We start from the raw sequence: 2,817 nt of genomic DNA, 5'->3' as shown, positions 1-2,817 counted from the left end.
AGAAAAAATTACAAATAAGAACAGAAATATAGCTTTTATAAATGATTTCATTAGTACTGCTTAATTATTGCCAACGTCTCGGCTATGGTTATTACGGGAATTAAAATTACTGAATTTCCGATTAAGCACTTAGCCAAAACTTTTTATTTTGTTTTATATTTTCATTTTTAAAGCCAAATCAAAAGATTTGGCGGACTTGGTTAAAAAGCAATTACTTTTAGGTTAAGCACCAAACCCCGTATTAACTATAGCCATTGTTGTGCTTTAGTGCTTTTTAGCCCAGTTGATTATATTTTGGTCTTTTCCTTTTTCCATTAGCTACATCATTTATTAGAGAAAAAACATTTTGATTAATTTTATCATTGGGTTCCATTTCTATTGCTTTCTTTATCCATTTTATTGCTTCATTATCATTTCCCAAGACCATTAAATTCACAGCGTGATTACAATAAAGTCCTGAATCATTTGGTTGTCGATTAAGCGCTTCTTGTGAATACTTGACAGCCAGATCAACCTTGCCTGAATCCATAGCAGAAATTGACGCCTCTCTTGGTAAGTCAGGGTTTTCTTTTTCTATTTCAACTGCAATTTCAAAATGGTTTAACGCTTTTTTATTCTCAGACATTACTTGATATACTTTAGCTATCAACCAATTTGTTTGCCAATGGTTTGGTATCAAGTTTAAACATTCTGTATAATGCTTGATTGCTTTTTTTGCTTTTCGCTTTTTCCAAAAATCTAATTTGGAACCTGCTGTCCCTTTTATTATTGTTAGTCCTTCTGACAATTTGTTTCCTTTCTCAAAATTTGAGTTGAAAATAGGGATTTTATCTTCTGGTAATTCGTATTCCATTAGTGTTTTTTATCTGCTCCTAATTCCAGAGCCATTTGTATAAAATCAGATATACTTTTTCCTAAAATAGCCATTCCAGCATCGTGAGGATTTTCCAATTTATAACGTCCTTTTGCTGAACTATTCAACGCATAACCAAATCCGTCTATGGTCACAATGCACCAATGACTTTGTCTACACTCAATTATAACTTCTTTTGCATAAAAAGGCCATTCTCCTTGGTATTCTGATTTCTTTATTTTTTTCGATCTATAATCAGGATTAATATTACGTTGAACTTCATCGACTACAGTTCGTTTATGTACTTTTTTTGGTGTTTCTTTATATTTTGTCGTTTGACTTCTATAGTCCTTTTTGCCAAAATCTTTGTCGTAAAGTGTACCAAAATCAAAAGCAGTTGTCGCTGATAATTGTAGTCCTTTTTGGCCTAAGCATTTGAAAATAAGTTGTCTTGATAAAGCAGAAACAAACTTTTCAAATACTATTATAATGCGATTGGTTATTTTTTGATAAACCTCTTGACTTAAATCAAAGTCCATAAGTTTTTCATAATCTTTTTCATCAAGAATTTTGTTTTCAAAATCTTCCCATAGCTGTTTTGTATTAATTCCAATTTGTGCATTATCAGTAATTAAATCAAAGTTGTAATATCTAGCTAGTTTACCAAACTCAGAAAGAATAAAAAGAAGTTCTTTTAAATCCGCGTCATTTTTTATGAATTCTTTATCTACATCAAATTGAGGCCTGTCAAAATCAAAGTAATAATTATCAATTATCTTCTTAAGTAGTTTTTCTAAATCGTGACCTAAACTTCTTAGATATCTGAAATTTGGTAGTTCCTGATGTATATGAAAGTGACCTACACAAATATAAGCTTTCATAAATCTTTCAAACCCTTGCGATAAAAGTTGAAAAGGTAGAAAATAAAAGTTGTTATTGAGATTGATGTTTTGAAGCTCTCCCAAACCTAATTTAATCAACTTATCAGAGGTGTCAAATTCCTCCAAAAGCGCAAAATATTTTAGGGTTTCAATTTCTGCCATTATATTTTTTCAGCATTAAGCACAACGTTTAATATATGTGTCGTAGCAGGGCAAAATGTTACCTTGTTTTATGATTTTTCTGCGCATTGGTTGCTAACTTTTTCTTTGAGCTAGCATTGCGCCTTACCAAAAATACGACGACCATTTGATTCATCACTTAGCTGCTATGACCACATATATGTTGTTGTGCTCAGTTTTTATTTCCAAATTTCCCACCATTTTTTGTACTCACTGTTATCATATGAATCTGCATAACCATTATAATTCAGAACCATCTTAGCGTGGTGAGCAACCAAGTCATATTTGTGGTCAACAAAATTTTCGATCCGTTTATTTATTCTTAGGCTGTTGAACTTTATTAAGTCCATAAAAATCACACCTTGCACAGCATAAATGAACTCCAATTTTTCAAATTCTTCAAAAGCTATTTTTTCCATTTCGGAATCTCCTTTTTTCAAATCATTAATTAGTGCTGCCCATGTAATTTTTTCAAAATGAGAATCTTTTTTCTTAAGTCTTCTTGAAAGAACTGGCAAAGCACTTTCGGATTTCATTTCAACTAGTGTTTGTCCAATTAAGAGGTCGTCATTTTCATCCAGTTTCTGAATCAGTCTTTTTTCAACTGCCAAAAATTCGTCATTATTCAGTCCAGCAATGATTTTATCATTAGTAAAGCCTTCCCGTTCTTCGCGAGTTGGTGGTGGTATTATTTCCTTTATTAACTTTTCAATATTTCTCATTAGCGAAATTGGGCACAACGTTTAATATATGTGTCGTAGCAGGGCAAAATGTTACCCTGTTTTTCGATTTATTCGCGCATTGGTTGCTTACTTTTTCTTTTTGCAAGCATTGCGACATTGCAAAAATACACGAACCAATCGATCCATCACCTAGCTGCTATGATCACATATATCGTGTTGT

At 32.0% G+C, this 2,817-nt stretch carries 3 protein-coding genes; all 3 read right to left on the bottom strand.

Annotated elements, in window-relative coordinates:
* Positions 1–274: 274 nt before the first annotated feature.
* Complete coding sequence (locus tag Q0921_RS24855) at positions 275–853, bottom strand: hypothetical protein (protein ID WP_299261854.1); 579 nt, start codon at positions 851–853, stop codon at positions 275–277.
* On the bottom strand, positions 853–1,896 hold the full coding sequence (locus Q0921_RS24850) for a hypothetical protein (protein ID WP_299261852.1): 1,044 nt from the start codon (positions 1,894–1,896) through the stop codon (positions 853–855). Before Q0921_RS24850 ends, Q0921_RS24855 begins: the two co-directional genes overlap by 1 nt.
* 197 nt (positions 1,897–2,093) lie before the next feature.
* Positions 2,094–2,636, bottom strand: coding sequence for a hypothetical protein (locus Q0921_RS24845; protein WP_299261851.1), 543 nt, complete (start codon positions 2,634–2,636; stop codon positions 2,094–2,096).
* Between the last annotated feature and the right edge of the window lie 181 nt (positions 2,637–2,817).

The sequence above is a fragment of the uncultured Aquimarina sp. genome (genome assembly GCF_947496855.1).
GTDB lineage: Bacteria > Bacteroidota > Bacteroidia > Flavobacteriales > Flavobacteriaceae > Aquimarina.
The sequence above is the reverse complement of the archived record's forward strand: the minus strand, read 5'-3'. Positions and strand labels throughout refer to the sequence as shown.

Excerpts from the sequence above, each read along its gene's own strand:
- Q0921_RS24855 (WP_299261854.1), bottom strand. The coding sequence starts at position 853 with ATGGAATACGAATTACCAGAAGATAAAATCCCTATTTTCAACTCAAAT.
- Q0921_RS24850 (WP_299261852.1), bottom strand. The coding sequence starts at position 1,896 with ATGGCAGAAATTGAAACCCTAAAATATTTTGCGCTTTTGGAGGAATTT.
- Q0921_RS24845 (WP_299261851.1), bottom strand. The coding sequence starts at position 2,636 with ATGAGAAATATTGAAAAGTTAATAAAGGAAATAATACCACCACCAACT.